This is a genomic window from Holosporales bacterium (assembly GCA_031263535.1).
Classification (GTDB): domain Bacteria; phylum Pseudomonadota; class Alphaproteobacteria; order UBA3830; family JAIRWN01; genus JAIRWN01.
In genome coordinates this window covers 16,471-42,653 of record JAISFO010000023.1, presented here as the reverse complement: position 1 = coordinate 42,653, position 26,183 = coordinate 16,471, and the positions used below count along the sequence as shown (strand labels likewise).

The window sequence follows — 26,183 nt, the reverse complement described above, 5'->3', positions numbered from 1 at the left end:
AATTCATCTTTTGGTTGTTTTGGGCAATAAAATAAGGAAACAATGAAAAGTTCGTTAAACTAAACGGCGCTATTATAATATCCTAAATTCCCCGTCTTTTTGCCGCTGCGAGGCTTCCGAGCGAAATAATGGCGCAAATGGTCATGTAGGCGGCTACAAATTTAACAGAAGCCAATTCAATCAGCCAGGCGTTGAGTAATGGTGAAAGGCCTCCAAATAAAAGGCCTCCAATACCTTTGCCGATAGCTATACCACTGCACCTGCATTGGACGGGAAACAGTTGTTTGTAAACCGCCTTAGACGGGCCGCTTATACTGCCGCCAAGTATGGTGACGACCAACCCTCCAACCAAGGCAATAAATTTTGAAGAATTTGAAAGCATACAAAATGCCGGATAGGTAAAAAACACGCCTAATAGCGCGATTGACAGCATTACATTTTCTGGCCGAGTTTTAGCAAACAGCCGACCCATCGCTGGATAGGTAAAAACCGGCAGAACGATCATAAGAAACCTGATGGTTTCTTGTACCCAAACGGCGTCGCTGGCGGAGGTAAAATCCTTAATATTCACCACCACAGAATAGGATACAGCTTGGCTGAAAGCGCCGATGCCAATGACCATAAATACTGCGCCTAAATGCTGCTTGAACAGGTTCTCCAAAACAAACTTCTTGCAAGTTGAGTGACTAGCCACAAATTCATCGGATTCTTTAATATAGGCAAACCTGCGCCATAAGTAGACCAGGGACCCAACTCCGCCAAACAAAAACCAGAAACGCCAACTTTCCTCACACGGCCAGGCGATATAGCTGACCAGCAGAGCCAGGCTGGTACCAACGCTGTTGGCGGCCGTAAGGATGCAGCTGGTAAATGTCTGACTTACCCCCCTTTTTTCCAAAGCCAGCACAGACGCGGTTATATACTCACCGTTTATGCTTACGCCCTGGAGCAATCGGCACAAAAGCGCCATTACCTGAGACGCAATGCCTAAGCAGCCATAGCCAGGTAGCGCCCCTATCATGATTGTGGGAAGTGATAACATTACTACCGCGATGATAAGGGAAGTTTTACGGCCGCGAATGTCGCCTAAATAACCGAACAACAGCCCCCCCAGTGGTCTTGCAACAAAGCCAACGGCAAACAGCACATAGCCTATATAAGCCGGGTAGTTGGGGAAAAAGGCGGCACTTATTTCCTTGCTGAACATCACGAATAGCGAGAAGTTATAAAACTCAAACACATTGCCAACAAATAACAAGGCAAGCTGCTTGTTCCAAAGGACGGCTAGCGACAAATCACCACCTTAAGATTTCGTTGATTGCTGTTTTGGCGCGAGTTTGCTCATCAACATGCTTAACTATAAGCACACATGCGGTGCTTAACGGCGTTTTACCGCCACTTGCGGCGATGCTGCCTGGCACAACGACCGAGTATGGAGGCACAAAGCCGTAAGTTACTGCGCCTGTTTCGCGATCGACTATCTTAGTTGAGGCGCTTATAGATACGCCGGAGGCCAAAACGCTGCCTTGGCCAATTTTAACCCCTTCGGATACGCTGGACCTGGCGCCGATAAAACAATCATCTTCAATTATCACGGGGGACGCTTGGATTGGCTCAAGCACGCCGCCTATCGTTACGCCGTCGGATATGTGGCATTTGCTGCCGATTTGGGCGCAAGAACCAACAGTCGCCCAAGCGTCCACCATAGTGCTGCACCCAACATATGCGCCGATGTTGATGAAACTGGGCATAATGACTGTCGACGGTCCAATGAATGCCCCGTACCTTACGACAGCCCCGGCAACCATACGAAAACCACTTTTCTTAAAATCAGATTCAGACCAACCAGTGGTTTTTAATGGTATTTTATCCCAAAACACAGGGCCGGCTCGGTCTTTACCAAACTCTAAAACACAATTGTCTTGCAGCCGAAAATAAAGCAGAACAGCGCGCTTTAGAAAATCATTTACTGTCCATTCACCGTTTTTACACTCAGCGATTCGCAGCGTACCTTTATCAAGCCCGTCTATACAAAACTTAACGGCGAGCTTCAGGTCAGAATTATTCTGAAGACCGGCTGCATTAAGCGGCGTGCCATTTATGATGCTTTTAACTTCATCTAGATTTGGCTCAGACAAATATCCCTCCGGCTTTGATTTCGGTGAGGATAGGACATCTTAGTAACAGTGAACATCTTTTTTTGTACTGGCGAACATGCTAGCCTTCTTGTCGTTTTAAGGACACAGTTATGTCAGCCATTCCGGATAGCGATAAGGTTTTGCGTGATATAGACAGCTGTAAAGATTTAGCCGCGCTTGAGTCTTTGCGTGTGGCACTACTGGGCAAAAGTGGTTCGATAACCCAGGTCCTGCAGCAAGCGGGCACGCTTTCACCAGAAGAACGCAAGAAAGTCAGTCAAACGGCTAATAACCTTAAGAATATAGCATTAGGCGCAATCGCTAAACGCAGAATTGCTCTTGAGGACGAGGCGATTAGCGACCGGCTTATGTCAGAGGGCGTTGATGTAACGCTGCCTGAGCTAGAGCAAAAGTTTGGCCGACTGCATCCGCTGACCAAGGTGTTTCAGGAAGTAACCGACATATTTACCGCGCAGGGATTTGCCGTTGCTTCAGGCCAAGATTTAGAGCGCGAGTACTTCAACTTCACGGCCCTAAATATACCTGAATCGCATCCAGCCCGCCAGATGCATGATACATTTTATATTAAGGATGACAGGCGTGCAGCCGGCAGGTCCGATGAAAAGCTCGGCAAATACTTGCTGCGTACGCATACTTCGCCAGTACAGATACATTCTATGCTTAGGTGGGGGGCGCCGCTTAGAGTATTGGTGCCCGGCAGGACCTTTAGGTGCGACTATGACGCAACGCATTCCCCCATGTTTCACCAGGCAGAGGTGCTGGTTTTAGACAAAGGAGTCAACTTTGCGCATCTTAAGGGCTGCATTACCGACTTTTGCCGCAAATTTTTCGAAATATCAACTTTGCCCATGCGGATCCGTCCTGGATATTTCCCGTTTACAGAGCCATCGGCAGAGGTTGACATTCCGTACTATATAAAGGACAAGCGCATAGTAATTGGCCAAAGCAAGACGGAAGAAAATAAATGGCTAGAGATTGCTGGATGTGGAATGGTGCATCCAGAGGTGTTGAAGCACGGAAAAATAGACGCTGAGCAATACCAAGGATTTGCCATGGGATGGGGGTTAGACAGGCTTGCTATCCTGAAGTACGGCGTGCCGGACATCAGAGGTTTTTTCGAAGCTGACGCAGATTGGACAGAGCGTTACGGCTTTTCTGCATTTGCTTGACGAATAAGGAGTTGGCTTTTGAAATTTTCGTTAAACTGGCTAAAAGACCATTTGGATACTGAGGCTAATCTTGGGCTTATTACCTCAACCTTGACGAATATCGGCTTAGAGGTTGAATCAGTTTATAATCCTAAAGAGGCGTTCAAGGATATCGTAGTTGCTTATGTAGAGTCCGCCGAAAAGCATCCGCAAGCAGACAGGCTGAAGATATGTAAGGTTAACTATGGCGCGGAGATTCTTCAGATAGTTTGTGGAGCGCCAAACGCGCGAGCCGGTATCTATGTGGCTTTGGCGCTTCCTGGCGCGGTGATTCCCAACGGCAACCTAACGATTAGCAAAACGAAAATCCGTGGAGCAGAAAGTATGGGCATGATGTGCTCTGCCCGTGAGCTTATGCTTGGGCAGGATCGTGAAGGTATTATAGAGATAGACAAAATCGACGCAGCATCTTTGGGCCAGCCAATCGCAGATGTTTTGGATATCGAGGCAGTTATAGAAGTTTCGCTGACCCCTAACCGGGCAGACTGCTTTGCCGTGCGTGGAATTGCCAGAGACCTTGCCGCCGCAGGAATAGGCAATCTTAAGCCGCTTCAAGCTTCAGGAGCAGCGGAAGGCGAGTTCGATTTCCCCGTGAAAGTCTCATTCGATGGCGACCTTATGGACGAAAGCGTACCGCTTTTAGCCCTGCAAGTTATTAAGGGCGTCAAAAATGTTGAAAGCCCCGATTGGCTTAAGAAAAAGCTTAGAAGCGCCGGGCTAGAGCCCATATCCGCATTGGTAGACATCACTAACTACTTTTGTCTGGATATGGCGCGCCCTCTGCATGCCTATGATGTTGATTGTATCGAAGGTGATACTGTATCGATAAGGCTATCTAAGCCGGGCGAGGAATTTAAAGACCTTAAAGGACACGCCACAAAGTTGCCAAAAGGTATCCCTGTAATTAGTGATTCAGCCGGTATCTTGGGTGTTCTTGGGGTTATGGGCGGAGAAAGGTCGAAAGTCAGCGATAAAACCTCAACGATTATGCTTGAATCGGCTGTTTTTGACCCAATAGGCGTTGCTCAAGCAGGTCGGCAGCTGAATATCGTCAGTGAAGCCCGCACGCGGTTTGAGCGTGGTATCGATCCAGAGTATACCTTGGCTGGCCTCTCGGACGCCGCCAATATGGTGATTAGTATTTGCGGTGGACAGTTGAGCAATATGTACGTACGTGACGTAAGGAAGAAAATCGCCACAGAGCCAGTAAAGTTGCGTCTTGCTCGCTTGGAACAGGTATCAGCTATGAAAATTACTGCCGATAAGGTTAGGGAAAAACTGACTGCATTGGGCCTGAATCTGGTTTCTGACAGCGACAATGAGCTTGCGTTCTCAGTTCCATCTTGGCGACATGATATCTCAATAGAAGAAGATCTTATAGAAGAGGTGCTGCGGCTTGTTGGCTATGAGAGCGCGCCCACAGTCCATCTGCCCTACGCGTTATCTGAAGACCTGGGCGGTACAATCGCCAAAGAAAAGAAGGTTATCAGCGTTAAAAGAACTTTGTGTGCGTGTGGCCTTGATGAGGTTGTAACCTATGCCTTCACATCGCGTGAGCAAAACGACCTGTTTTGCACAGAATCAGACCATATCGTAGAACTGGCCAATCCAATCAGCGCCGATTTATCGGTGATGCGTTGCTCTATGCTGGCGAACCTTATATCTGCCTGCCTGAAAAATAAAAATACCGGCAAAGACAACATAGCCTTGTTTGAGGTTGGGGCTGTATACAAATCTTTGGAAAGCCAGGTATTAATGGCAGGCGGATGTATGCTTGATTGCGCGCCAATTCCTCATTGGTCAGGCAATCTGGAACACGATGTGTTTACGCTTAAGTCCTGCATCGCCGCTGTAATCAAGTCTGTATGCGGAATTCGCGAAAACATTTGTGTTTCTTCTGACGCGGCCTCTTGGTACCACCCTGGGCGCAGTGGGAAAATCAACGTTAGTAAAGCCGATGTTGCCTGGTTTGGTGAAATTCATCCGCAGACGCTTAAGAAAATGGGCGTAAATGGATGCAAAGTCCTTGGATTTGAGATAGATCTAGACGCTCTGTTCGCGCTGAAAATCGACAGCCTCGGCGCTTTATCAAATAAACGCCTTCAATCAGCCGTAAGGGATTTCGCCTTTGTCTTAGATAAAACCGTCCCGGCGGGTGATATCCTAAGCGCGATAAAAGCCACCAGCCCCAATGTAATTAAGAAAATTGGCGTTTTCGATGTATATGAAGGCGATAAAGTTGGCGAAGGTAAGAAATCTTTGGCCATACGCGTCAGCCTAGAGCCAACCGACGCTACGTTCACTGACGAACAGCTTCAGGATATGTCGGCCAGGATTATCTCTGAAGTCAATAAGCACTTTGGCGGAGTCATAAGGCAGTAGGTGGATACTCGCTTTATCAGGAATTTTGCGATCATTGCCCATATAGATCACGGTAAGTCTACGCTGGCCGATCGACTGATCCAGTACTGCGGCGGGATTTCTGAACGAGAGTTTCATGATCAATTGCTCGACTCGATGGATATAGAGCGAGAGCGCGGCATCACCATTAAGGCCCAAACCGTCAGGCTTATCTACAAAGCTGATGACGGTAATGAATATCAGCTCAATCTGATGGATACGCCTGGGCATGTGGATTTTGCTTATGAGGTAAGCCGGTCGCTGGCCGCTTGCGAGGGGTCGCTGTTGGTTGTCGACTCAACCCAGGGGGTCGAAGCGCAGACTCTGGCCAATGCCTACCACGCCATTGGCAACGATCATGAGGTAATTACCGTCCTGAACAAGATTGATCTTCCAGCTTCGGACTGCGAACGAGTAGCCGAGCAAATAGAAGAAGTGATCGGGATCGAAGCGCATGATGCCATAAGGGTCTCAGCCAAAACAGGGGAAGGCATAAAAGGCGTCCTAGAGGCGCTGATAAGAAAGCTACCTGCGCCGAAGGGTGAGGCAACCGCGCCATTGAAGGCGCTTTTGGTCGACAGTTGGTACGATCAGTATATAGGCGTTGTTACCCTCGTTCGCGTAATGGACGGAACATTACAAGCCGGAATGAAAATCAAAATGATGTCTAACGGCAGCGTATATACAATAGAAGAGGTCGGTGTCTTCACCCCAAAGCCCAATAAACTTAGCTTATTAGGACCGGGGGAAATAGGGTATATCTCGTCCGGTATAAGGCACGTATCCGACTGTAATGTCGGCGATACAATAACGACCGAATTAAAACCGGCAGAAACGCCATTGCCAGGATTTAAACCCGTTACTCCAGTGGTCTTTTGTAGCATGTTCCCGACGGAAGCCTCTGATTTTCCACGCCTGCGAGAAAGCCTGGAAAAGCTTCACCTTAACGACGCCAGTTTTTCGTTTGAAACAGAGTCTTCTGCCGCACTTGGTTTTGGGTTCAGATGCGGCTTTCTGGGCCTGTTGCATCTAGAGGTAATAAAAGAGCGTCTGGAAAGAGAATACGACCTTGACATCGTGACCACCGCGCCAAGCGTTATTTACAGAATTGTTCTTACTAATGGCAAAGAAGTAACCTTGCACAATCCGGCCGATATGCCAGACCTTGTTAAGGTGCAACAGATTGAAGAGCCTTGGATTAAGGCCACAATTATCGTACCTGACGAGTATTTAGGCGCAGTGCTAAGCCTATGTGAAGAGCGCCGAGGAGTTCAGCGAGACCTTACTTATGTTGGCGCTCGGGCTATGGCCGTGTATGAACTGCCACTAAATGAGACAGTCTTTGACTTCTATGATCGGCTTAAGTCTATCAGCCGTGGATATGCCAGCTTTGATTACGAAATCTATGATTACAGGCCAGGCGATTTGGTACGCCTGAACATACTTATAAATGGCGAGTTAGTCGACGCTTTGGCCTCAATTGTGCATAAAACAAAAGCCGAGCTGCGAGGGCGCGCGCTGTGTGAACGGCTGAGAGAGCTTATTCCCAGGCATTTGTTCAAAATCCCGATTCAAGCGGCAATAGGCGCTAAGGTAATCGCACGGGAAACTATTTCCGCTTTACGTAAGGACGTCACAGCTAAATGCTATGGTGGAGATATCACCAGAAAGCGCAAACTGCTGGAAAAGCAGAAAGAAGGCAAGAAAAGGATGCGTGAGATTGGGCGAGTTACTATACCGCAAAGCGCCTTTATGGCCGTGCTGAAAATAGATAATTAAGGCGGTTTTGGCTTTGGCGCAATCTGACCATTGGCTGGATTTTATGATACACTGGCCGCATTCTGGTCATAGAATTGAGCACAAAAATGTCGATTGATTTTGATAAAACCAAGGCAGACAGCGCTTGCATCCCTATGCGCACAGTGGGGCCAATCAAAATTATAGACTCAACCGCCTCTACATTTGAATCGTATGTGCCAATGGCAACGTTTGAAGCGCCGCTTTGGTATTCGTCACAACGAGGGAGCAAGGCCTGTAACCTGGCGGGAGGTATCCGCACCGTTTTGATCAGCGATTTTATGACCAGGTCAGTAGTCGTTGAAGTCGACCAAATATCAGATCTGCTTAAACTAAAAGATTCGCTTTTAGGCCAATATTCTTTGCTTGAGCAGCTTGTTGCCGCAACTGGGCGGTTTGTGTCCCTTAAAGGGATAGATTTTCGTTTTATAGGTCGACTGGCTTATATTCGGATATCCATGACAACAGCAGGCGCCTCTGGTCATAACATGACCACTATAGCGGCTGAGGCTGTTTTAGATTGGGTGATAAAAAACCACAAATACGCCAAGTATGTATCTATATCTGGCAACTACTGCACTGACAAAAAGGCATCGGCCGTAAACAGCATACTTGGCAGAGGTAAATATGTAGTGGCCGAAGCATGTATTTCTGCCAGTATCTGCCGAGATGTGCTTAAAACCTCACCTCAAGCGATAGTTGACTTGAATAACAAGAAAAACCTTATCGGAAGCATAGCTGCCGGCAGTCTGGCAAGCGCGAATGCGCACTATGCCAACATGCTTCTTGCGATATATCTTGCAACGGGTCAAGACGCTGCCAACATAGTCGAAGGATCGCAGGGGATTACTTGCGCATCCTTGGACACAGCTGGTGACGGCTTAGTATTCTCGGTTACTTTGCCAAATTTGATAGTGGGCGTTGTCGGTAACGGCAAGCACATTCCCTTTGTAGAAAAGAACCTCGATATTATGGGATGCCTTCATAAGGAAGGGGATGAGCTTGGCGCTAAATCACGACGTTTGGCTGAGATAATCGCGGCGGCGGTCCTGTGCGGAGAGCTGTCATTAATGGCTGCGCAAACCAATCCTGGTGAGCTAACCAAAAGCCATATAAGAATAGAAAGAAACGCCAAACTCTATGGAAACTGCGGATATGAAAATAGGGATTGATTCAATTGGCTTTCAGACAGCTGAATATGTTTTTCAGCTTAGCGAATTGGCCAAGCGGCATAAAATCGACCCAGCCAAGTACGAACATGGCCTGATGCAAAAGCAGATTTCGGTTGCCCCGCCGGACGAGGACGTTGTCACCCTTGGCTATGGTGCAGCCAAACAGGCACTATGTAGCCGTGATGATATTGAAAGCATAAGGCTGTTAATTTTCGCAACTGAGACAGGCGTGGATCAGTCAAAGTCTGCCGGTATATACTTGCATCGGTTTTTGAAACTCAACCCTGATTGCCGAGTGTTTGAACTTAAACAAGCGTGCTATGCAAGTTCAGCGGCTTTGCAGCTTAGCGTATCGATGATTGGATCAGATCCAAAGCTGAAAGCACTAGTCATAGCTTCCGACATTGCCAAGTACGGCTCTGGTACTCCGGGTGAGCCTACCCAAGGCTGCGGCAGCGTAGCTATGATTGTATCTGCCAATCCCAGAATAATGGAAATCGAGCCATATTCCGGCGTTTGGAGCGCAGATGAAGATGATTTTTGGCGACCATGCTATTCAGAGGTAGCGTTTGTTGACGGAAAGCGTTCAATACAGCTGTACCTTAGCCACCTGGGCAATGCTTGGAATAATTATAAAAGGCAATCAGGGTTGAGCTTTACCGATATAGATCATGTTTGTTACCACACGCCGTTTTCTAAGATGGCGATTAAGGCTCATAATGAGCTGGCCAGATTAAACGAAGTTGACTGCAATGAAAAAGTTAACAGCACCCTGCGCTATACCCCATATATAGGCAATTGTTACACCGCGGCGCTTTACGTTTGTTTGCTGTCAATGTTGGGTAGCCCTGACAGAGACGCTTCTGGCAAACGAGTGGGCATGTTTGCTTATGGATCTGGCAGTGTAGGTGAATTTTTCTCAGGAATCGTGCAAAATGGGTATAAGCAATATATAGAACCGCTATCAAAATCGATTCAGAAAGCACTGGCCTCTAGGACGGTAATAAATTTCGATAAGTTCCGTGAGTTTTATGATTTTTGGAACGATTACCGTGGCGCGGATATTCTAACGCCGGCTTACAGCAAAGGTGGATTGAGGTTAAAAGGCATAACTGAGCACAGGCGTATCTATGAGTTTAAGGACAGTTAACCATTTATTGGTTGAAAGTTGGTATAGATTTGCTTTAAAAATGTCAAAGTAAGCTGGTGGGATTGGTTGTATGAATAGTGCTGGCAAGCTCAGAAGTTATATCGTCTGTGGAGTATGCCTTTTGGGGATACTGCTGGCGGCCCCGAATATACTGCCCGTTTCTTTCCTAAACAAACTTCCTTCCTGGTTCCCTAAAGACATTATTTATTTAGGCCTAGACCTCAGCGGAGGATCGCATTTGCTTATGGAGGTTGACATCGACTATGCGGATCAAGAGCGACTGTCCCAAGTAGCGCAAGAAATTCGCCAGACGCTCAGGAAAAGTGGCGTAGGGTTTTCTGACCTGCCTCATACTGTAAAGCTGGGGGATAAAGTCTTAAAGTTCCGACTTAATGACCCGACTCAGGCTGCGCAGGCTCACAGCGTATTGTCGAGTGTGGATCATGACTCCTCTGTATCAATTAATGGGGAAAATGTGGAAATAACCCATACAGATGCGTCTAAGCAAGTCATGTACCGTGAGATTGTTGATAAATCTATCGAGATTATAAGGCGGCGTATTGATGCTTCTGGCACGCGAGAGCCAGTTATAACCAGGCAAGGCGCTGATCGCATTTTGGTTCAAATTCCCGGCGTTCAGGATCCTGCAAGGGTAAAGGCTTTAATCGGTCGTACTGCTAAACTTACCTTCAGGTTGGTTGAGGCTTCGGCGCCAGAGCTGTCATCTCGTCCAACTACCTCAGCGATTGGCACGGGGTATCAGTATCTGCCTCATGCAGATGGCAGTGGATATATCGCCATTAAAAATCAAGCCATGGTTGGCGGAGATATGCTTACTGATGCTCGCCAGGAATATGACGAATTCAACAGATCGCAAGTTAGCTTTAAGTTCAACAACATAGGGGCCAAACGCTTTGCCAAAGTCACAAGGGAAAACGTTGGTAAGCGCTTTGCCATTGTGCTGGACGGCAAGGTCATAAGCGCCCCAGTGATACAAGAGGCCATTACCGGAGGGTCTGGGCGCATCACCAGCAGCCACTTTAGCGCGCAAGAAGCAAGCGATTTGGCGTTGTTACTACGTGCTGGCGCGTTACCAGCTCCGCTAAAGGCGGTGGAAGAACGCACTGTCGGGCCAGGGTTGGGGGCGGACTCGATAAAAGCGGGGACTGTGGCCACTATTATTGCAATCGTGTTCGTAGCTCTGTTTATGATACTGGTGTACGGCTGGTTTGGCGTTATCGCAAGCATAGCGGTTGTATTCAATATAGTGCTGCTTATTGCGGCCTTGTCTTGCTTGCAAGCAACGCTTACTTTACCGGGTATAGCTGGCATAGCGCTGACGGTCGGTATGGCTGTTGACGCTAATGTTTTAATAAACGAGCGAATACGCGAAGAACTTAGGAGTGGCGCCAAGCCTCGCCAGGCGGTAGACGCTGGCTATCAGCGAGCATTTTCATCTATCCTAGACTCTAACTTAACAACACTGTTCGGAACCGCTTGCCTTTACGTATTCGGATCTGGTTCTATACGAGGGTTTGCGGTTACACTGTCGCTTGGTATTCTGGCGTCGATGTTTACGGCAATTACGCTAACAAGGCTTATTGTTGATCATTGGTATTTGAAGGGCAGCAGACAGCAAAATATAGCCTTTTAACTAGGCCTTTGCGCACAAGGGAGACAAAGAATTGAACTTAATTTTAATACCGCATGACACTAAGATTGGTTTTATTAAAAGCAGGTTTATAACCTTTGCCATTTTCGGACTGTTAGCGTTGGTGTCCGTTTTGTCGCTTACTATACGCGGCGTCAATTATGGCATCGACTTTAAGGGCGGGTATTTGCTTGAAGTAAGATCACACGAAAAGCCGGACATCGGGGCGATGCGAGAAAATCTTTCTAAGTTAGATTTTGGCAGCGTAACCCTGCAAGGACTAGGATCCGGCAATGATGTGCTTATACGCATAAGCGATACTGGGCTGTCGTCACCTAAAGACCGGGAAGCTATGCTTGGAAAGATAAAATCTGCCCTTGGTGACATAGAGTACCGCCGGGTAGAGTCAGTTGGCCCTCAGATAGGCCAAGAGCTGGTTACTGATGGTATCTACGCGGGCATAGTCTCTTTGCTTCTTATATTGATTTACATCTGGTTTAGGTTTGAGTGGCAGTTTGCAGTTTGTGGCATTTTAAGCTTGCTAAACGACGGTCTGGCTACACTTGGGTTTTATGGTATATTTCACTCGTTTGAGTTTAATACAAACGCGCTGATAGCCATACTTACCGTCATGGGATACTCGATAAACGACGCTGTCGTCATATTCGACCGTATACGTGAGAACATGCGCAAGCTGAATAATAAAAATCTTACCGAAATAATCGACAAAAGCATTAACGAGACGCTATCTCGTACTATCCTGACGTCTGCCACTACTGTGCTGGCTTTACTTATCTTGTATTTATTCGGCGGAGAAGTAATTGCCTCATTCAGTATGCCGATTTTGTTTGGCATCGTTGTTGGAACATTTTCCTCCATATGCTTGGCTGCCCCGATGCTTATATATACCGGGGCTGAGAAAGTCATAAAATCCGGCGAGACCGCGGGCACATTTAATTAGCCCGAATGCCTAAGCTCAGCAATATAAAGCGCATCAACAAACCTGTACGTCTGTGCGATTTGGCTTACAGCATTTGCCAGCCAATAATGAAAAAGAAAGGGCTGATGTTTTCTGATCTTTATATCTATTGGAAAGAGATCGTTGGCGAGTGCTTAAGCGAGTTTACCTGGCCAGAAAAACTAGCTAACGAGAACGGGTTGGTTTTGTATATTAAAGCCAAAAGCACTAAGCTGATCGAAGCGCAATACAGTTCATCAATCCTACTAGACAAAATCAACTCATTCCTTGGCGACAGCAGAATATCACAAATCAAAATATGCAGAAGCAATGATCTTTAGGGGGGGGGATAAAGCTTTAGCTATCAATTATGCGATATCGATCTTTTAAATTGGGTTAATGTGGAAATTGAAAGTTTGTAATTCTATATCCATAAGCATTCAAGCGAATTAAGTAAGAAGTTTAGCAACGCGTCATTGAAGTACGTCCCCCCCCCAAGACCAAGATAGCGTAGAGGGGGCGGTTTTGTTCGGCTTTACTTCAATTACTAATATGTGATTGTTACATCAGTTGGCTGGTTGATTATTTCAACCAATTCCTGACGACTTGCGTGAAGCTTGCATGTTGAAGTACCAGTGCACCCAGTTAAAATAAGCGTCGTCAGGTTAGTAAGCTTTGTCATATCCAAAGTGCCGGATAATGCAGAGCCGCTGAGGTTAACTGTAGTGATACCAGTGTTGGTTAAATTAATCCCATTCCAAGTGCCTGCACTGACGGTGCAATTCTCTAACGTGATTCCCGCCAAACTCGTGCAGCCAGAGAAATTTATGGTTCCGCCTATTGTTTGAAGAGCAGAGAAAACAGCTATCCCATTCAGTCCTGTACAGCCCTGGAAGTTTATAGTTCCGTTTAAGTTCGTAAGCGCTGAGAATGAAGGCGCGCCGGTTAACCCTGTAAGTCCGCTGAAGTCGATAGAAAAGCCCCAATTACCATTCATGGTGGTTAGTTTAGGAAAAACTGGTGCTTGCCCAACCATTTTAGTACAACCAGTGAAGTCTATATAGTTATTACTATAACCCCCAGTTGCATTCTGCAATTCTGGGAAAGTCGGCGCTTCAGTTAACCCTGTACAGCCCCGGAAGTCTATGACTCCGCTTATTAAATTTGCAAAAACAGGGAAAGTTGGAGTGCCGGTCAACCCAGTACAGCCTTGAAAAGTGATGATCCTGCAACTCGTAAGAGCAGTGAATTCCGGAGCAGGGCCATTGAGACCTGTGCAATCTTGGAAGTTGACGGTTCCGCCAGTTTTAAGTCTTGTAAAATTCGGCACTGATGCACTGGTACTTCAACATGTAAGCTTCACACAAGTCGTCAGGAATTGGTTAACATAATCGGTAAGCCAGCCGATGTAACAATTACTTATTAGTAGGTAAAATCGAACAAGGCTGCTCTCTGTAATATCCTAATATCAGAGAGCGTCAGCGCCTAATTTCTTAAACAAGGCATACGTGTGTGCTTTAGATATACAACGGCAGTGTGTATAACTAATTCAATCGAATTAATAAGTTGGAAGATACGTGACTTTAGCTGGGCTTTCGAACTTAAAACGCTTTATTGAGCAAGCACCAAGATGTCCAGGTGTTTATAAGATGATCTCGCAAGAAAATGAGATCATTTATATAGGCAAGGCTAAAAACATTAGAAACCGCATCAAGAGCTATTACCAATTTGATGCTTTGCCAAAGCGGCTTCAATTAATGGTCTCGATGATAGAAAAAGTCAAGTTCGAGACAACCGCAAATGAACTTGAAGCGCTGTTCTTAGAAGCAAGCCTTATAACCAAGCACGTCCCCAGATTCAACGTTCTGCTGAAAACCCCCAAAAACTATAACTACATCGCGGTTACCAAGCATAAATATCCGCGTATTGCTAAATTCAGAGAAAGCGAGAGCGGGCAAGATTCTCGGAGATTTGGGCCGTACTATTCCGGCAGAGAAGCCGCCATGGTACTGGATTTCTTGACTTCGGCGTTTAAGGTCAGAACATGTACCGACAGGGCGTTTTCTTTAAGAACCAGGCCTTGCCTGAAATACCATATCAAGCGTTGCTCAGCGCCTTGTTGCAGCCGGATATCAGAGGCTGAATACGCCGAAAACGTCCGCAGCATCGTTAAATTCCTAGGCGGCCAGAGTTTTAGCCTGAGATCAGAGCTGAGCGCCAAGATGCTTATGGCAAGCAATAATTTCAGGTTTGAAGAAGCCGCGGTTTACAGAGACCAAATAAGACTTTTAACCAAAATTCAGACCGTCCAGAACATCTGCATAAACATAAATGTGTCGTTAGATGTGCTGGGGTTGGCGCTTTCTGCGGTTGGTTGCTGCGTTCAGGTTAACGCCTATCGCCACGGGGAGCTTAGCCACAACGAAGCATACTTTATAAATATCTCGGAAAACGATCTAACCAAGCAGTACTCGCCCGCATTCATATTGGCCGAGTTTATTAAGCAATACTATCAATCGTGCGAAGCGCCAGATTTAATCCTGACCTCGCATGAGCCGCAAGATCTGCTTTTGCTAAAGCAATTCGTTGGCCAAAGGGCCGGGCGTTTAGTTAAAATACAAACCCCAAAACTTGGCAGTAAGCGCAGTATTGTCATGGCCGCGGTTATCAAAGCTCAGGACAGTCTGTCCAACAAAAAGCCAGATCTTAAAGACGACGCGGCGATTGCCGATCTGTTGAGTCAAATGTTGGGTATATCGGACCTTAACCGCATAGAAATATACGACAACAGTCATATCCAAGGGACTTTTGCCTATGGGGCTATGGTCATTTATGAGATTGGTAAAGGATTCAATAAAAGCTCATACAGATTATTCAAAATGCAGGAAAAGCGCGGGGATGACTGCGCCATGATGGGCGATATGTTGATGCGCAGGTTTTCAGGCTCGTTGAAAGAAGAAATGCCGAGTTTGATTATCTTAGACGGGGGGAAAGGCCAGCTTAGCGCTGTGCAAACAAGGCTTAAAGAAAGCTGTAGTGACGTTAAGATGATATCGATCGCCAAAGGTATAAAGCGTAATGCTGGGGACGAGACGATATATTACGAAGGCCGCGCGCTTGAGGTCAGCAAAAACTCACCGCTTATGTACTTCTTACAGCGGCTGCGAGACGAGGCGCATAGGTTCGCAATCTCCTCACACAGAAAAGCTCGAGGGCGTAATGCCCATAAATCTGTGCTGGACGACGTCCCCGGCATAGGCAGTAAGCGTCATCGCGACTTACTTGCCTATTTTGGTTCGGTCGAGAATATACTGGCGGCCAGCGCCGCTGATCTGTCAAAAGTTGGCGGTATAGGTAAGGAGCTGGCGGAAAATATCTTTAAATACCTTCGCAAAGCTGATAAAGATTAGCTGCGGTTACAAACATATAATTTTGATCCCCAACGCTTTAACATTATTTCGCATTCTGTCGATACCGGCTATAGTCGTTTGCCTTTATGTACGCGGCAGTTTTGCAAGCTGGTGCGCCGCGATCCTGTTTATGCTGTCTTGCTTGACAGATTTCTTGGACGGCTTTATCGCCAGGCGTTGGGGGCAAGTGTCAAGGCTCGGTAAGCTTTTGGACCCGATTGCCGATAAGTTGCTAGTCGTCTCAACCATTCTTATGCTAGTAGAGATCGGCAAAATACACGGCCTTGAGCTGATCCCCGCGATAATAGTAGTTATGCGAGAGATATTGATCTCTGGCGTAAGAGAATACTTAGCTACGGTCGATAAAGAGCTTCCTGTAAGCAAGCTGTCCAAATGCAAAACACTTGTGCAAATGGTCTCTATGACTCTGCTTATATTGGCGGACGTTCCACTGGGCAGCTGTGTTCATGAGATACATCAGCTTGGAATCATAAGCCTGTGGTGTGCTGCGCTTATAACGGCAGTAAGCGGAGTTGGTCATTTAACGGCTGGCTTATCTTGTATCTTTTCAGAAAAATCTAAATAACAATAGGGCGCTGTCATGAAAAACATTAAATCCTGGGTTACATGGAGTATTGCTAACGTATTCTATCTATACGAGGTAGTGCTGCGCGTTTCGCCTAGCGTCATGACCGACGACCTGATGTATCACTATGGCATTACAACCAGCATCCTTGGCATGATGGTGTCTTGCTTTTACTATTCGTACGTTACTCTGCAAGTTCCATGTGGCCTTATACTTGACAAACTTGGGCCAAAGAATCTGATAGGGTCGTCAATAATTTTGTCCGTTTTGGGGTCGGTTATGTTTGTTTGGACTGACAGTGTGTTTACCGCTCAGTGTGGTCGTTTTTTGGTAGGCGCCGGGGCGTCTTGCGCGTTTATATCCAGCATGCAAATCGCGTCTACTGTCTTTCCGATTAAGCATTTCCCCATATTTGCGGGAATAACAAACATGATGGGCACGTTTGGGGCTCTGTGCAGCGGTTTTCCAACTGCTAAGCTGGTGAACGCCATTGGATGGAGAGAGGCAATATTGTTTCTTTCGATTATAGGGGCGATCTTGGCCGTGTTGGCATTCGCACTGCTACCTAAGGCGATAAGGATACCAGAGAATACTGGCATACAGAAATCTTTCGGGTCTATCTTTAAAAAGATCATAAAGAATAAGCAGATCATTCTATCAGGCATGGTCGGAGGGTTCATGTATCTTCCGGTCTCGGTATTTTCCGAGCTTTGGGCCGTACCGTTTTTTATAGCCAAGCACCAAGTTAACAATGAGCTGGCTTCTTTTGCGACTTCGGCACTTTTTATAGGGTTTGCCATCGGCAGCATTCCGGTAGCCATTATTGCCAGGAAGTTTGGCGGTTATATGAAAACCATCCGTTTTTCAGCCATTTGCACCGCGGTTCTGTTCATCGCATTAATGTACTCGCAAAATTTATATACCTCCTTTGCAATAGTATTCTTAATAGGTGTATTTACAGCTGCGGAGGTTCTGGTTTTCACGTGTGCGAAGAACAATGCGTCTGTGCGGCATTCTGGGACTGCAATTGCGCTGGCCAATGCGCTGGTAATGCTGGCTGGATCGATTTTTCAGCCGGTGTTCGGCGTGCTGTTAGATTTGTTCTGGACAGGCGGCCTGTCCACATCGGGCGTAAGGCTGTATGACATATCCTGTTACCACAAAGCTATTTTAACGCTGCCGATTTGTTTGGTCATATCATTCGTCATGTCGGTCTTTATTAAAGAAACCATAAATCAAGAGCACATAAGCTGAGTATGTTGTTATATCGGCATTAATAAAGCGCCTTAGCGATCTTGTGAAAGATGCTTGCATGATTAATTTGTATATAATAGAATCAGCTTCGTAGGATCGGCCTGGCGGCAACAGCGGGAAGCCCAACGCTCCATCCCATTCCGAACTGGAAAGCGAAAGTTCCCAGCGGCGATGATACTGTGCCTTAAGGTACGGGAAAGTAGTTCACTGCCAGGCCTTAATCCTCGTGTCTTTTGTCTACTTTCGGCGGTTTTTTCCATAATAACGAGCTGGTGTTAACCTTTATAGCCGTCAATCTAAGTGCTTAATGTTTAGTACAAAAGCCTTGCGAAACCTTTTGTCATTCTTTTTCAAAAAAAACTTGACAAATTACATTACTGTTATCATATTATGTAATAGTGCTTTTAATTATGGGGGAAAAAATGAGCAAAAAATTATTAATAAACGCTGCGGCCATAGCCTTCAGCTGCTTTAGCGACTCAACAGTAGATGCAATGTTCCGGCGTCCTGAAGGACGTGTGGCAACGAAGGCGGCAGATGATCCGCGTACTCAGGATCAATCTGATGGGGAAACAGAAGCTGAAGCGCTTCCACAAGTTCGTATTGATGCAGACCCAAAAGATACGAGAGTCGTCATTCGTATAAATGGTTTTTTTAACAGCGAAATTAAGCGATTGGCAAGCGATCCAAATCGGTTGCATCAAGTCCAACAAAGGCAAGCAGAATGGCAGCAATCTAAACAAAGCGTATTACAACCATTTCCCATTTTTCCGAGCTTTGAGCTTATTGATTATTTGAGCAAAAATTGTCCGTTTTTTGGAGATAATCCATCGGATACGATAATCCTGATTCAATAGCAATAGCTTTTGCATCATTTACCGGTCATTTCCCTCCTGAAAGCTATATGGATTCGCCATGGAATCCTGGTGAATATGGGGCGGAACTTTATGCTAAATTGGTGCAAGAGCCGACTCTTCTTATACAGGCTTTTTATCTTTTAAACCCAGAACATCGAAAAAACTTTGTTGATATCTTTCGGTCGCTCGTTGAAGGAAAGTGTCCGATAATGTTATCTGGCGTAACGCCAATAGGTGATGCTATTTGCGAAATAATTAAAAGCAAACGTAGTGATTTTTTGCATTATGCATATGAAAGACTGTTGGAAAGCATATTCGAGTATCGCGGTGATGATCCACAATCTATAAAATATGCAGCTTATATAGCTCCTAGATGTGGGCACCTTCCTGTTATAAGGATGATACAAAGCGCAGAGACTAGAGAGGCTTTAAAGTCGAAGGGAGGGAATGGTGGTATTAGTTTGTTTGAAATAAATGCCTCTTTAGGGTCGGGGGGTGCCTCGCTAAATCATTGGCGGACCTTTTTAAAAGGTATAGCTACTGGGCATCCTTCCCTGATAGATGCTGATGTAATAACATTTTTACAAGATCGCCCTCTGATGAAAAAAAATTTCACAAGAGTAGACTTAAGCTTAAAAGACGCCTTAGAAGAATTGTTCTTTGATTTGTATGTTGACGGGGTTCGTTCAGTTAATGCATATCAGCTTGCTGGTATTGGCGAAGACCTAAATTGTTTGGAGACAGTGCTTGCTGCCGACGCTAATTTGCAGATATCATGGGGTTTTGAATTTACACCATTTCGTGCAGGCCCAGAAGTAGAGGCGCTTAAAAAAACAAGCGACGTGCTATTTGCTGATCCTATAATAATCCCAAATTAGCAGATAGCTGATAATTCGATAATTACAAGTATCAGTCTTTTGAAAAATAACAAAATCTGACCCGGCGCAGTTAAGCGGCGCTTTTTCACATCAAATACCAAAAATCAAGAGGCGTTGTCTTGTAAGACACGCCTCTTTCTTTAATTCATTCCCCGCCCCATACAATTCCAATGTTTGATTTTCAGTACAAAAATTCTATGAAACCTTTTGTCATTCTTTTTCAAAAAAAACTTGACAAATTACATTATTGTTACCATATTATGTAATAGCGCTTTTAATTATGGAGAAATAAGATGAATAAGAAATTGTTGTTAATAAACGCTGCGGCTGTAGCCTTTGGCTGCTTTAGCAGCTCAACAGTAGATGCAATGCGTCCGCGTCCTGGGGAACAAGCGGCGCCAGGTACATTAGTGCGTATCAACGAAAATCGAGAATATGCACGTATTGTTCTTTGTTTAGATGGGTATTTTGCTACCGTGAAGAAAAAGAGGAGTATTAGATTAAAAAACGAATGGCAGCAGTTTAAGCAAAGTGTATTACATCCGTTTGCGCCTCTTCCAAGTGTTGAGCTTATTGATTATTTGAGCAAAAATTGTCCATTATTTAAAGGTAAGCAAAAGAGAGATTGTGTAGATTTCTTTGTGGACTTACTTGAGCCTTCTGTACGAGCCGGCTTCGAGGCATTCGGATATGATAATCCAGACTCCACAGCAATAACTTTCGCGTTATTAACCGGCCATTTCCCTCCCAAAAGTTACATGGATTCGCCGTTGGATGACAGCTCAACCCCAATGCTTTATGCATTGATGCGTGAACCAACTCTTCTTATTAAGGCTTTTTATCTTCTAGAATCAAGATATCAACAAGAGCTTACTGGTATATTTAAGGGATTTATTAAAGGAGAGTGCGTGCCAGTTTATATCTCGCTGGAAGCCACTGTTTGCGCGGCAGTTGGAATTAAGGATCGTCTATTTTTGACCAGCGTGTGTGAGAAAATTTTAGAAAGTGTATTAAAGGATCGTGGTGATAGCCTACAATCTATAGAATATACAATGACTATATCTCATATATGTCGTCGGGTTCCTGTCGTTAAGCTAATACATAGTACAAAAGCTTTAACGTCACGTGAATTATGCGCTATAAATGTCAATTTAGGACAAAATGATGAAGACTTACTTAAGCAATATCATATATTTTTAGAACAGATAGCTTTTGCGCGCCCTATTTCACCATGCGATCCCCTAATAGCATACGTGGATGAGCACAAGCTGATCAAAGATCGTTCAGCAGAAGAGGCCTTTTATGCTTCGTATATTGATGGGGTTCGTTCAGTCCATGCGCGTCGATCTGGTGATATCAGCCAACAATTAAGTGATTTTGAGATTGTACTTATGGCTGACGCAGATACGCCCAGAATATCATGGGATTTTCAATTTGTGCCATTTCGTGCAGGTCCTGCAGAGGAATTTAAAAAAAAAATAGCACAGTCTGACCCGGCGCAGTTGAATGGCGCTTTTTCACATCAAATACCAAAAACCAAAAGGCGTTGGCTTGCAAGCCGCGCCCTTCCTTTAATTCTTTCCCCATTCCATACAATTCCAATGTTTGATTTTCAGTACAAAAGCCTTGCGAAACCTTTTGTCATTCTTTTTCAAAAAAGACTTGACAAATTATATTACTATTACTATAGTGTGTGACAGTGTTTTTAATTATAAGGAAATAAAATGAATAAGAAATTGTTATTAATAAACGCCGCAACTGTTGCCTTTAGTTGCTTTAGCGGCTTAACAGCAGATGCGACGCACCCGAATCCTGAGGGAGATTTAGCAAAAGGAGCACCATCTTTACAACACTCAAATGATGCATTAGCTGTCTTTAAAGTAACTCAATTTTTCGACAGCGCGCTTAAAGACTCTAAGCAGGGCCAGGGATGCGTTAGAAAATATCAAGCGGAATGGCAGCAAGTTTTAAGCGATATATCAAATCGAGCCATTTTTTCTATAGATCCTGAATTTGTTGAATATTTAAGCCAGCATTGTCCGTTTCTTGCGGGGGAAGGGACAAAAAGAGCAAACGACGATATTGAAAAGGCAAACAGCGGCCTTGCGGCAATTGAAAGGGATCCTGTGTCGGTTTCCTATACGAAAAGAGATGCGCAGAGCAAACTGAAAAAAGCCAAACAAGCTTTGCCTTTGGAGCAGAAAAGAGACTGTTTAGCCTTTTTTGTGCGATTGAATATGCCTTTGGTTTTAGACAGATTTGGGACAATTGGGCATCATGCTTCGAATCCAGGAGAACTTACCTTTGCAGTGCTAACCGGGCATTTACCTTTAATGGATTGTTCAAAGCTTTCAACTTTTCCTGAGTTGTCAAGCAAGCCTACTCTTCTTATTGAAGCCTATTATCTGCTAGATCCTAATATGCAACAAGAGTTCAGCGCTCACCTGCTTTCAATAATGGGCATTGGTCACCCTAGAATTTCAATTCATGACCTAAGTAGGGCTCTAGACGCAGTAGCTTATCCTGCTGCTGTTCCTTTTGATTTTTTATCTTCACTAAAAAAAGAGCTAGCAACAGCGTTATTCCATCATCGCGGTGATGATCCGAAGTCGATAGATTATGAGCTTCATTTGTTTGATACAACTGGGTGTATATCTGCTGTTGAAATATTGCTAGGTCAAGGACTTTTGACAGTAAAGGATCTCTGCCGCTTGGGAACTTCGCTAAGCTCTTCAGCACACAAGAAAGAGTGGTATGCGATTCTGGAGGGTTTGGTGACAGGACATCCAATTATGGCCAGTGATGATTTGATAGCATACTTAGCAAAAAATAAAGTGCAGTTTGATGATTCAGGGCTTGATGTAGAGACGGCTCTATTTGATTTATTTCTAAGCGGCTTTCGCTCAGCTCTTGCATATGCGCGCGGCGGCAGAGCAGGTGTTACGGAGTTAAGTGCTGTGGACCTTTCGGCGTTATTTACTACTCACGGCTTAATCGATGATGTGCCGCCTGTAGATCAACTTCTAGCGCGATATTTTCAACCGCTACAATTAGAGTCAGAAGAGCCAGATTTTACACCACAGCGAAAGAAACAAGCGCTATTTACTGATTCTACGGTAATTGACTTACCAACTGTTGATGGTTCGGCGACTGGCTCTAAAAAATAACACAATCTGACTCGGCGCAGTTGAATGGCGCTTCTTCAGATCAAGTACTAAAAACCAAAAGGCGTTGGCCTGCAAGCCACGCCTTTTTTTACTAAAACATCTTGAGGTTTGTGTTTGGGTAAAGTTTAGTTAAAATGCCATAAACAATTTCATTGATTATGCTGTTTTTTTTCTTGCTTTGCGCCATAGGGATACTTGTCTGCAGCATATTCCATGACGCCTCTGTGGCGTTTTCAACGATTGAATGTGCATTAATTATACCAATGATTCTGATAGCGATTAGTTGGCGTAAAAATGCGTTAAAAAGATCACGTGGCAATGCCTCTATACCGATTAATCAAGGAGGCTTATCAGGCAATATTTTCGACGATGCGCCATTAGGCGTTATTGTGATTAATGACCTAAAGGTTACCGCATATAACAAAGCCAGCAAAAAGATTGCGGGGAGCGCTTTGGCTGTGGGGAAAAGCATACTGGCGATAATCGCCAAGGATAAACAAGAAGACTTTAAAACCGCCATTTACAGCGCAGCTGCAAATACTGTGGAGGCAGCCACTTTGGAATTGCCGCTATCCAGTAAGGAAAACGGCTTTGTTGTCGTGTATTTCCATAAGTTTCAAGCAAGCGGCGCTACAAGCGTTATTCTTTATGTTATAGACAGCACAGAGCGCAGGCAGCTGGAGCAAAAGGTTTCTCAATCGCAAAAGATGCAAGCTGTCGGCACGCTCGCTGGTGGTATTGCTCATGATTTTAACAATCTGCTGACGGCAATAATTGGCTATTGCGATTTGCTTTTGGCAAGGTTTTTGCCAAGCGATCAGTCTTTTAATGACATCATGCAGATAAAGCAAAACTCAAGCAGGGCTGCCAATCTTATCAAGCAGTTGTTGGCATTTTCACGCCAGCAAACGCTTCAGCCAACTACCATCGATGTCATAACTCAATTATCTGAATTAAGCATGCTTTTGAAGCGCCTTATCGGACCAAAGATTTCCTTGGCGCTGAACAGCGAAGCTAATTTCAACGGAGGCATTCAGATTGATAAAACCCAGTTCGAGCAGGTGGTAATAAATCTTGCGGTCAACGCTAGGGATGCTATGTCGGATGGGGGAACTTTGACTATTACGGTTAGAAATGCTGTTTTGGATAGTGCTGTTGACGGTACAGTTGAAGTGATCCCCGCCGGTCAGTACGTCCTGATAGAAGTAAAAGATACGGGCTTAGGTATACCTCGCGAGCATATTTCCCATATGTTTGAGCCGTTTTTTTCCACTAAAGCCAAAGGAGCTGGCACTGGCCTGGGTCTTTCAACGGTATATGGCATAGTAAAGCAAGCGGACGGCTTTATTTCCGTTAAAAGTCAGGTTAAGGAAGGCTCTGCTTTTTACCTATACTTCCCGTATCATCAGCTGTCGCAGGAGGCGGATTCAAGCCAAGCCGCATCTAATAAGAGCGTGTTTGACCTTACTGGTTTAGGTAAGATTCTGCTGATAGAGGATGAAGACGCGGTCAGGTTGTTTACATCAAGAGCCTTGCGAGATAAAGGGTATCAGGTGCTTGAAGCCTCAGATGGGGTCAAAGGCCTTGAGTTGCTTAAAGGTAATCCGTATGTGAGGTTAGTTATCAGCGATGTGATTATGCCAGTTATAGACGGCTTAGAATTCCTGAATCAGGTTAGGGGCGTTATGAAACTAAGCGTAGATATTCTGTTCATCTCAGGCTATGTAGAAGAGGCCTTTAGGACAAGATTAACGCACGAAAGCAAGGCCCATTTCTTGCAAAAACCCTTTGGTATTCAGGAATTAGCCGCCAAAGTGAAAAGCGTGTTGAGCTCACCCTCCAAATAAGCATAGAGTCATTGACAGGCCTGCAGATATATCTAAACTGAGCTGAGCTCGCTTAGTTCGATTAGGGTTTATGGGCTCAATGAAAAATCATTTCTACATCACGACGCCGATATACTATGTCAACGACGTGCCGCACATAGGGCATGCCTATACCTCGCTTGCCGCGGACGTAATTGCCAGGTTTAAAAGAATGGACGGCTTTCAGGTTAAGCTCCTGACCGGCACTGATGAGCATGGCCAAAAAATAGCCAGAGCCGCCGAGAAGCAAAAAATGCTTCCTCAAGCGTTTTGCGACAAAGTGTCACAGAACTTTCGCAATCTTACCAAAGCCCTCAATCTGAGTAACGATGACTTTATAAGAACAACTGAGCCAAGGCACATAACCTCGGCCCAAGCTATGTGGCAAAAGCTTGAGGAAAGCGGCAACATTTACAAAGGAACATACTCCGGCTGGTACAGCACGCGAGACGAAGCCTTTGTCAGCAACGACGAAGTGAAGGATGGTCTTGCCCCCTCTGGTGCCCCAGTGGAATGGATGGAGGAAGTTAGCTATTTTTTCAAGCTGTCCGCCTGGCAGGATAAACTTTTAGAGTTTTACAAAGCTAACCCAAACTTCATTGCACCAAAGTCGCGCCGAAATGAAATTATCAGTTTCGTGGAGTCTGAGCTGAAAGATCTGTCGATTTCTCGATGTTCAATCTCATGGGGAATTCCGATTCCTGGCGACAGTAAGCATGTGATGTATGTATGGATTGATGCGCTGGCCAACTATATTTCGGCGCTGGGATACCCTCAAATCAATGAAGAGTTTAGTGCATTTTGGTCGCAGTCGTTGCATTTGGTTGGAAAGGACATAATCAGGTTCCATGCAGTCTATTGGCCGGCTTTTCTTATGGCCGCAGGGCTTGATCCGCCTAAAAGGATATTTGCGCATGGGTGGTGGACCAATGATGGGCAGAAGATTTCCAAATCTCTTGGCAATGCGATCGATCCTTATGATCTAGTAAACAAATATGGCTTGGATCAGGTGCGATATTTCTTGATGCGGAACATGCCATTTGGCGAAGACGGCAATTTTTCCGACGCCTTGATCACAGGGCGCATTAATCACGATTTAGCCAATGACCTTGGTAATACGGTTCAGCGAGTACTTACCCTTGTAAGTAAGTTTTGCTCTGGCGGCACGTCCTATAACGAAGCTAATTTGACCCCTGACGACGAGGCCCTGGTACACGCGGGATATAAGCGTATCGACGAGATTCGTAATATAATGGATGAAATGGCGTTTGAGCAAGCGCTTAGGGCAATCTGGGGCTTCATATATGATACGAATAAATATATAGACATTCAGGCCCCTTGGGCATTGGCCAAAACTGATACTAAGCGACTGGAAACAGTTCTTGCGGTACTAACAGAGTCTGTATTTTTAACGGCGCTTTATATAAAGCCTTTTATGCCAGATACCGCCGATAAAATCTGTAATGCCCTTAACGTAGGCTCTGATTTGCGCTTATACAAAAGCATTAGCGTTATTAAAAGCTTCAGCGGGCCATTCGCTAAACCAGAAGCGCTGTTTCCCAGAGTACAAGACGTTACATCATAGAAACCATGACTAACCTTTACGAAAGAATAAGCTTGAAATTTCGTGCTTAAGGTTGTATAATAAGGGAACTTCTATAAACAATAATG

General features: G+C 45.2%; 20 protein-coding genes and 1 rRNA gene. 18 read left to right on the top strand and 3 right to left on the bottom strand.

From position 1 onward, the window contains the following. Positions 1-82: 82 nt before the first annotated feature. On the bottom strand, positions 83-1,294 hold the full coding sequence (locus LBL30_02260) for a hypothetical protein (protein MDR1031926.1): 1,212 nt from the start codon (positions 1,292-1,294) through the stop codon (positions 83-85). A gap of 1 nt (position 1,295) precedes the next feature. Continuing rightward, positions 1,296-2,138, bottom strand: coding sequence for a 2,3,4,5-tetrahydropyridine-2,6-dicarboxylate N-succinyltransferase (locus LBL30_02255; protein MDR1031925.1), 843 nt, complete (start codon positions 2,136-2,138; stop codon positions 1,296-1,298). Positions 2,139-2,248: 110 nt separating this feature from the next. On the opposite strand from LBL30_02255, the gene pheS reads away from it, so the two are divergent. The 8 genes from pheS to LBL30_02215 all read left to right on the top strand — a co-directional run bounded on the left by pheS (position 2,249) and on the right by LBL30_02215 (position 12,836). After that, positions 2,249-3,328: a phenylalanine--tRNA ligase subunit alpha gene (gene pheS, locus LBL30_02250; protein MDR1031924.1), complete on the top strand. Its 1,080-nt coding sequence runs from the start codon at positions 2,249-2,251 to the stop codon at positions 3,326-3,328. 18 nt (positions 3,329-3,346) lie between these two features. Beyond that, positions 3,347-5,749 carry a phenylalanine--tRNA ligase subunit beta gene (gene pheT, locus LBL30_02245; protein MDR1031923.1) on the top strand — a complete coding sequence of 801 codons (2,403 nt, stop codon included), beginning with the start codon at positions 3,347-3,349 and terminating at the stop codon, positions 5,747-5,749. Continuing rightward, a complete protein-coding gene (gene lepA, locus LBL30_02240) occupies positions 5,750-7,546 on the top strand; it encodes a translation elongation factor 4 (protein MDR1031922.1) in 1,797 nt (598 codons plus the stop codon). It abuts the gene before it with no gap. 86 nt (positions 7,547-7,632) lie between these two features. Continuing rightward, entirely contained in the window at positions 7,633-8,736 is a 1,104-nt protein-coding gene (locus LBL30_02235; GenBank protein MDR1031921.1) for a hypothetical protein, read from the top strand. Beyond that, positions 8,720-9,886: a hydroxymethylglutaryl-CoA synthase gene (locus LBL30_02230; GenBank protein MDR1031920.1), complete on the top strand. Its 1,167-nt coding sequence runs from the start codon at positions 8,720-8,722 to the stop codon at positions 9,884-9,886. Before LBL30_02235 ends, LBL30_02230 begins: the two co-directional genes overlap by 17 nt. A gap of 70 nt (positions 9,887-9,956) precedes the next feature. Beyond that, positions 9,957-11,540: a protein translocase subunit SecD gene (gene secD, locus LBL30_02225; GenBank protein ID MDR1031919.1), complete on the top strand. Its 1,584-nt coding sequence runs from the start codon at positions 9,957-9,959 to the stop codon at positions 11,538-11,540. A gap of 31 nt (positions 11,541-11,571) precedes the next feature. Further along, positions 11,572-12,498: a protein translocase subunit SecF gene (gene secF, locus LBL30_02220; protein MDR1031918.1), complete on the top strand. Its 927-nt coding sequence runs from the start codon at positions 11,572-11,574 to the stop codon at positions 12,496-12,498. Positions 12,499-12,503: 5 nt separating this feature from the next. Next, positions 12,504-12,836: a DUF721 domain-containing protein gene (locus LBL30_02215; GenBank protein ID MDR1031917.1), complete on the top strand. Its 333-nt coding sequence runs from the start codon at positions 12,504-12,506 to the stop codon at positions 12,834-12,836. Positions 12,837-13,042: 206 nt separating this feature from the next. On the opposite strand, the gene LBL30_02210 is transcribed toward LBL30_02215, so the two are convergent. Beyond that, a complete protein-coding gene (locus tag LBL30_02210; GenBank protein ID MDR1031916.1) occupies positions 13,043-13,825 on the bottom strand; it encodes a hypothetical protein in 783 nt (260 codons plus the stop codon). A gap of 247 nt (positions 13,826-14,072) precedes the next feature. On the opposite strand from LBL30_02210, the gene uvrC reads away from it, so the two are divergent. From uvrC to metG, 10 genes are all read left to right on the top strand, one after another. After that, a complete protein-coding gene (uvrC, locus tag LBL30_02205) occupies positions 14,073-15,905 on the top strand; it encodes an excinuclease ABC subunit UvrC (protein MDR1031915.1) in 1,833 nt (610 codons plus the stop codon). A 22-nt stretch (positions 15,906-15,927) separates the two neighbouring features. Next, positions 15,928-16,491: a CDP-diacylglycerol--glycerol-3-phosphate 3-phosphatidyltransferase gene (gene pgsA, locus LBL30_02200; GenBank protein MDR1031914.1), complete on the top strand. Its 564-nt coding sequence runs from the start codon at positions 15,928-15,930 to the stop codon at positions 16,489-16,491. 15 nt (positions 16,492-16,506) lie between these two features. Then, entirely contained in the window at positions 16,507-17,745 is a 1,239-nt protein-coding gene (locus tag LBL30_02195) for an MFS transporter (protein MDR1031913.1), read from the top strand. A 100-nt stretch (positions 17,746-17,845) separates the two neighbouring features. Then, positions 17,846-17,961 (top strand): 5S ribosomal RNA (gene rrf / locus LBL30_02190). Positions 17,962-18,167: 206 nt separating this feature from the next. Beyond that, positions 18,168-18,602, top strand: a complete 435-nt coding sequence (locus LBL30_02185) for a hypothetical protein (GenBank protein MDR1031912.1) — start codon at positions 18,168-18,170, stop codon at positions 18,600-18,602. Between the two features lie 47 nt (positions 18,603-18,649). After that, the gene (locus LBL30_02180; protein ID MDR1031911.1) at positions 18,650-19,480 is read left to right on the top strand and encodes a hypothetical protein; all 831 of its coding nucleotides are present in this window, start codon (positions 18,650-18,652) and stop codon (positions 19,478-19,480) included. Between the two features lie 293 nt (positions 19,481-19,773). After that, positions 19,774-21,177, top strand: coding sequence for a hypothetical protein (locus tag LBL30_02175; protein ID MDR1031910.1), 1,404 nt, complete (start codon positions 19,774-19,776; stop codon positions 21,175-21,177). A 27-nt stretch (positions 21,178-21,204) separates the two neighbouring features. Beyond that, complete coding sequence (locus LBL30_02170) at positions 21,205-22,647, top strand: hypothetical protein (GenBank protein ID MDR1031909.1); 1,443 nt, start codon at positions 21,205-21,207, stop codon at positions 22,645-22,647. Positions 22,648-22,805: 158 nt separating this feature from the next. Then, positions 22,806-24,494: a response regulator gene (locus LBL30_02165; GenBank protein ID MDR1031908.1), complete on the top strand. Its 1,689-nt coding sequence runs from the start codon at positions 22,806-22,808 to the stop codon at positions 24,492-24,494. A 79-nt stretch (positions 24,495-24,573) separates the two neighbouring features. Next, complete coding sequence (gene metG / locus LBL30_02160; protein MDR1031907.1) at positions 24,574-26,097, top strand: methionine--tRNA ligase; 1,524 nt, start codon at positions 24,574-24,576, stop codon at positions 26,095-26,097. The last annotated feature ends 86 nt before the right edge of the window (positions 26,098-26,183 follow it).